The organism is Clostridium sp. CAG:43 (genome assembly GCF_000434655.1).
In the GTDB taxonomy this organism is placed as follows: Bacteria; Bacillota; Clostridia; order Lachnospirales; family Lachnospiraceae; genus Otoolea; species Otoolea fessa.
Window position 1 is genome coordinate 1 of record NZ_FR894987.1, and the last position, 6159, is coordinate 6159.

The following is a 6159-nucleotide window of genomic DNA, read 5'->3' on the forward strand; positions in this document are numbered from 1 at the left end:
TCATAGGACGCAATTTCCTATGAATAAAATAAAATCCGGCTCGCCGGATTCACGCACCGAGGTGCGATTGCATTAGCAATCATTTTCCCCTGCAGCGAGTGTGCATCGCAGAGCTTTTCTTAATATTCATAGAAAAAGTTCTATGAATATTAAGAAAGGCCACAATCTATAACTCGATTGCGGCCTCGTTCATTAAGCAGATAATTTCGCTCTACCTTTTGCTCTTCTGGCAGCCAGAACTTTTCTTCCACCTGCGCTGCTCATTCTCGCACGGAATCCATGAACTTTTGCTCTCTGTCTTTTCTTCGGCTGAAATGTCATCTTCATGTCTGCATACACCTCCTCATCCATAATATAGTAAGAGAAATCCACGCTTCCTCCGGCTCACGCCGAAATCCGCATTCTTCTCAACATAGTTAGACTATTGTAATTAAACATCTTCTCCATTATATAGAAGAATTCCGCATTCGTCAACCACTATTTTGATCTTTTTAATCCCCATAGAACAAGGAATTTCTGTGGTTTTTCCACCATTTCGATCCTGCGTCCCCACAGATCGATCGTCGATTGCTGTCGCAGCGTCTTATTGTATACAGTATACACACCGGGACATTTCCATTTTGTGGATAAAAAAATCCTTATTTTATCAGCATTCCCGCCACCTATTCACAGCTTATCCTCCACTTATCCACATTTTGGGGATAACTTGTGGAAAAGCCGTGGAATACGATCTGGATAAGCTTCTGATTGTTCACACCCATTCACCAAAAAGCCTTATTTTTCGGCGTTTTTTCCACGTGGATAACTGAATTTCACTTATTCACATTGCGGGTTTTTATTGAAAAATGTGGACAAATCATGTAGAATAGAACTTAGATTGGGTTATTTTGCAGTTTTGGCTGCTTTTTACGTTTAGGAGACACAGTATGATAGAGAAAATTAAGGAAAAATGGGATGAAATTCTCCTCCATATTAAAGAAGAACACGAACTGACGGACGTTTCTTTCAAAACATGGCTGCTTCCGACGCAGCCTTATTCCATGAAAGACGGCACCCTTCAGATCCTGGTTCCGGATGTGCAGTTTCTCGGCTATATCAAAAAAAAATACGGACTTTTGATCCAGATTACCATCGAAGAACTAACCGGAATCGAGTGTGAGGTCGATTTTGTCACCATCGAACAGGTCGATGAGCCGCAAAAAGAGACGGACAAAAGCCATCTGATCAACCGCCCGTCCGAGGTCAGCCGCCAGCTCATCCAGGATGCGAACTTAAATCCGCGCTACACATTCGACACCTTCGTCGTCGGCGCGAACAATAACTTAGCGCACGCCGCTTCCCTCGCCGTGGCAGAATCTCCGGGTGAGATCTACAACCCTCTCTTCATTTACGGGGGTGTAGGTCTGGGAAAAACGCATCTTATGCACTCGATCGGACATTTTATCTTAAAAAACAATCCAAAAGCGAAGGTTCTCTACGTTACAAGTGAGAAGTTTACGAACGAACTGATCGATGCGATCCGGAACAAAAACAATATTTCCACCACGGAGTTCCGTGAAAAATACAGAAACAACGACGTCCTCCTCATCGATGATATCCAGTTTATTATCGGTAAGGAATCGACACAGGAAGAATTTTTCCATACTTTCAACGCACTCTATGAAGCGAAAAAACAGATCATTATCTCCTCAGATAAGCCGCCGAAAGAGATCGAGACGCTGGAAGAACGGCTTCGTTCCCGTTTCGAATGGGGCTTGACCGTCGATATCCAGTCGCCGGATTATGAAACCCGTATGGCGATCCTCCGCAAAAAAGAGGAACTCGAGGGCTACAATATAGATAATGAAGTGATCAAGTACATCGCCACCAACGTCAAGTCCAACATCCGTGAGCTCGAGGGCGCCCTCACCAAGATCGTCGCCCTTTCCAAGTTAAATAACAAGGAGATCACGACGGAGCTGGCGGAGGAAGCTCTCAAGGATCTCATTTCCCCGAACGCGGAGAAAGAAGTGACCCCGGAGCTGATCATCCAGGTCGTTGCTGATCATTTCGGTATCACTCCGCTTGACATCTCCTCCCAGAAGCGCAACAAGGAGATCGTATTCCCGCGCCAGATCGTGATGTATATCTGCCGTTCGATGCTCGGAACTTCCCTGCAGAATATCGGCAAATATTTAGGCGGTCGGGATCACACGACGATCATCCACGGTCACGACAAGATCGCTGCCGATATGGAGAAAAACGAATCGCTTCGCAATACAGTGGAAATCTTAATGAAAAAGATCAGCCCACAGTAGGTTTCTTCCACAATTTCGCGTGGAAAAGTGGTTGAAAACCTGTGGATAACTTTTCCCACATTTTGCTCCATTTCAGGGCTGTGGATAATTCAAAAGTTATCCAGCCGTTTCCGGACAGTTTTACACAGCCTTTTTAACCATTCAAAAGGAGTCTGAACCCATGTATTTTCAGGGCTGTCCGGAGAATTCCACATATTCACAGCCCCTACTACGATTGCGACGAAATTTATATATATCTTTTCTTTCCGTTCCACGTTATTTTTAGCAAAGGAGTTATCAACAAACATGAAGCTTTCATTTGAAAAAGATCATTTAATGAACGGCATCAACATTGTTCTGAAGGCCGTTCCTTCTAAAACCACCATGCCGATTCTCGAATGCATCCTGATCGATGCTGTTTCGGATGAGATCAAACTGACCGGCAACGATATGGAGCTGGGAATTGAGACGAAGGTCGAAGGAACGATCCTGGAACGTGGAAAAATCGCACTTGATGCCAAGCTTTTTTCCGATATTATCCGCAAGCTCTCCGGCGAAAATTCTACGATCACGATCGAATCGGATGAAAAATACAACACGACGATCACCTGTGACAAGGCTATTTTCCAGATTCAGGGCAAGGATGGCGATGAATTTTCCTATATTCCCCACATTGAGCGGGATAAATTCATCACACTTTCCCAGTTTACCTTAAAAGAGATCATCCGCCAGACGATCTTTTCGATCTCGCCGAACGACAGCAACAAGATGATGACCGGTGAGCTAATGGAGGTCACCGGCAATGAACTTAAGCTCGTTTCCCTCGACGGACACCGCATGTCGATCCGCAAAGTTGCATTAAAAGAACAGTACAGTGATATAAAAGTCATCGTTCCTGGCAAGACTTTAGGTGAGATCAGCAAGATCTTAAACGGTGACAACGACTCTGAGGTACAGATTTTCTTCAGCACCAACCACATCATGTTTGAATTTGACGACACGATCGTGTTATCCCGCCTGATTGAGGGCGAGTATTTCCGGATCAATCAGATGCTTTCCTCCGATTATGAGACGAAAGTTACCTTGAACCGCCGTGATTTCATGGATGCGATCGACCGTGCAAGCATTCTCGTCCGTGAAAATGATAAGAAACCTTTGATCTTAAACTTTACCGATGAAGAAATGGAGTTAAAGATGCATTCCGCCTTCGGTACGATGGATGCCCGTCTGGCGATTACCAAGTTTGGAAAAGACCTGATGATTGGCTTCAACCCGAAGTTTTTGGGTGATGCGCTGCGAATCATCGATGATGAGGAAGTGACTCTGTACATGATGAATCCGAAATCCCCGTGCTTTATCCGGGACGAGGAGGAGACTTACATCTATCTGATCCTGCCGGTCAATTTCAATGCGGCAGCGATCTAACCTGCCATTTTTAGACATGGCAGGTGCAGGCAGACAGTGACAGAAAGGATCTGAAATAAGATGGAGATAAAACTGAGAGATGAATTTATAAAACTGGGTCAGGCGCTTAAGGCAGCTGGTCTGGTAGAGTCCGGCGTGGATGCTAAATTTGCGATTCAGGACGGGCTTGTGAAGGTCAATGGCGCGGTGGAGATGCAGCGCGCCAAGAAGCTTTACGACGGGGACAAAGTCGAGTATGACGGAGAGACCGTAACAATCACCAAATAAAGGATGGTTTCATGTTTATCGAATCGATCGAACTCAAAAATTACCGCAATTACGGGGAATTACATATGGATTTTGATCCGGGGACGAATGTTCTCTACGGGGACAACGCGCAGGGTAAAACCAATATCCTTGAAGCGGTCTACGTGTGTGCGACGACCAAGTCCCACCGCGGCAGCAAGGACAGGGAGATCATCGAATTCGGAGAGGACGAGTCCCACATCAAGATGCAGCTTCGCAAGGACGATGTGCCGTACCGGATTGACATGCATCTAAAGAAAAATAAGACGAAGGGCGTGGCGGTCAACGGGATTCCGATCCGGCGGGCGAGCGAGCTTTTCGGCATTGTTAACGTGGTGTTTTTTTCGCCGGAAGATCTGAATCTCATTAAGAACGGACCGGCGGATCGGCGCCGTTTTATTGATCTGGAATTATGCCAGTTAAACCGGCTCTACGTCCATTCGCTGGTGCAGTACAACCGGGTGGTGATACAGAGAAATAAGCTCTTAAAGGAGCTGTTTTTCCATCCCGAGTACGAGGAGATGCTGGATATATGGGATATGCAGCTTGCTTCCTACGGGCGGGAGGTGAGCCAGTACCGGCGGGAATTTATCGGTGAATTAAACGAATTGATCTGTCCGATCCATCGGAAATTGTCGGGTGGAAAGGAAGAACTCATCATCCAGTATGAGCCGAACACGGAGGCAGATCAGTTGGAAGCGGCAGTCAAAAAGAGCCGCGAGGCGGACCGGAAGCAGAAGACGACGCTGGTCGGCCCACACCGGGATGACTTAAGTTTCTATGTCAACGGAATTGACATCCGGCGCTTCGGTTCACAGGGACAGCAGAGGACGGCGGCATTATCGCTCAAACTGGCGGAGATTGAGCTGGTTAAAAAGATCAAAAAGGAGTATCCGATCCTGCTTCTCGACGATGTTTTGTCGGAGTTAGATGGAAAACGGCAGGATCATCTGCTCGCCAGCATCCGCCACATACAGACGATCATTACCTGTACGGGCTTGGATGATTTTATCAGCCACAGCTTCCAGATAGATAAGACCTTTCGGGTCGTGAGCGGGACGGTCACCTGTGAACGTCCAAACAAGACAACTAGTCAGACATAAAACAGCAAGTGAAGGAGGAACTATGGGTTCAGAATACAGTGCAGATCAAATACAGATATTGGAGGGATTGGAGGCGGTCAGAAAGCGTCCTGGTATGTATATAGGCAGCACATCTGTAAGAGGCCTCCATCACCTGGTGTATGAGATAGTAGACAACTCCGTGGACGAGGCGCTCGCTGGATACTGCAGCCACATTGAGGTGCAGATCAATGCGGACAATTCGATCACGGTACAGGATGACGGTCGTGGCATTCCGGTTGACATCCAGAAAAAGGCGGGTCTTCCGGCGGTTGAGGTCGTATTTACGATCCTGCATGCGGGCGGCAAGTTCGGCGGCGGCGGATACAAGGTATCCGGCGGTCTGCACGGCGTAGGCGCATCGGTTGTAAATGCCCTTTCCGAGTGGCTGGAGGTTGAGATCTGCCGCGATGGAAAGGTATATAAACAGCGCTATGAGCGCGGCAAAACGATGTATCCGCTGAAAGTAGTCGGTGAGTGTGCTCCGGATAAGCACGGCACACGGGTCGTATTTCTGCCGGATAAGGAGATTTTTGAGGAAACGGTCTACGACTATGATACGTTAAAAGTACGCCTGCGTGAGACGGCATTCCTGACGAAAAACTTAAAGATCACCCTGCGGGATGACAGAGAAGTGAAGCATGAGAAGACCTTCCACTATGAGGGCGGTATCAAGGAATTTGTCACCTACTTGAACCGGAGCAATGAGAAGCTCTATGAACCGGTTATCTACTGCGAGGGCATCAAGGACAAGGTATTTGTCGAGGTGGCGATGCAGCATAACGATTCCTACACGGAAAATATCTATACCTTCGTCAATAATATCAACACACCGGAGGGCGGTACCCATCTGGCCGGCTTTAAGAGTGCTCTGACCAAGACTTTTAATGACTATGCAAAGAAAAATAAGCTTCTCAAGGAAAATGAGCCGGCACTCAGCGGTGAGGATATCCGTGAGGGCCTTACAGCGATCATCAGTGTCAAGATCGAGGAGCCGCAGTTTGAGGGACAGACGAAGCAGAAACTCGGCAACAGCGAGGCCCGAGCGGCGG

At 47.3% G+C, this 6159-nt stretch carries 5 protein-coding genes and 1 pseudogene (1 of these 6 only partly in view); 5 read left to right on the top strand and 1 reads right to left on the bottom strand.

Annotation, left to right across the window (positions count from 1 at the left end):
• Positions 1-192: 192 nt before the first annotated feature.
• Positions 193-327: a 50S ribosomal protein L34 gene (rpmH, locus tag QVO97_RS00530; protein WP_087225913.1), complete on the bottom strand. Its 135-nt coding sequence runs from the start codon at positions 325-327 to the stop codon at positions 193-195.
• A 599-nt stretch (positions 328-926) separates the two neighbouring features.
• On the opposite strand from rpmH, the gene dnaA reads away from it, so the two are divergent.
• From dnaA to gyrB, 5 genes and pseudogenes are all read left to right on the top strand, one after another.
• Entirely contained in the window at positions 927-2297 is a 1371-nt protein-coding gene (gene dnaA, locus QVO97_RS00535; RefSeq protein WP_022358493.1) for a chromosomal replication initiator protein DnaA, read from the top strand.
• 285 nt (positions 2298-2582) lie between these two features.
• Positions 2583-3701 carry a DNA polymerase III subunit beta gene (dnaN, locus tag QVO97_RS00540; RefSeq protein WP_022358494.1) on the top strand — a complete coding sequence of 373 codons (1119 nt, stop codon included), beginning with the start codon at positions 2583-2585 and terminating at the stop codon, positions 3699-3701.
• Positions 3702-3761: 60 nt separating this feature from the next.
• Positions 3762-3968, top strand: coding sequence for an RNA-binding S4 domain-containing protein (locus QVO97_RS00545; protein ID WP_022358495.1), 207 nt, complete (start codon positions 3762-3764; stop codon positions 3966-3968).
• 11 nt (positions 3969-3979) lie between these two features.
• Positions 3980-5089 (top strand): DNA replication/repair protein RecF, encoded by a 1110-nt coding sequence (recF, locus tag QVO97_RS00550; protein WP_022358496.1) that lies wholly within the window; start codon positions 3980-3982, stop codon positions 5087-5089.
• A 22-nt stretch (positions 5090-5111) separates the two neighbouring features.
• Positions 5112-6159 (top strand): annotated as a pseudogene (gyrB, locus tag QVO97_RS00555) (DNA topoisomerase (ATP-hydrolyzing) subunit B) (it continues 888 nt past the right edge of the window).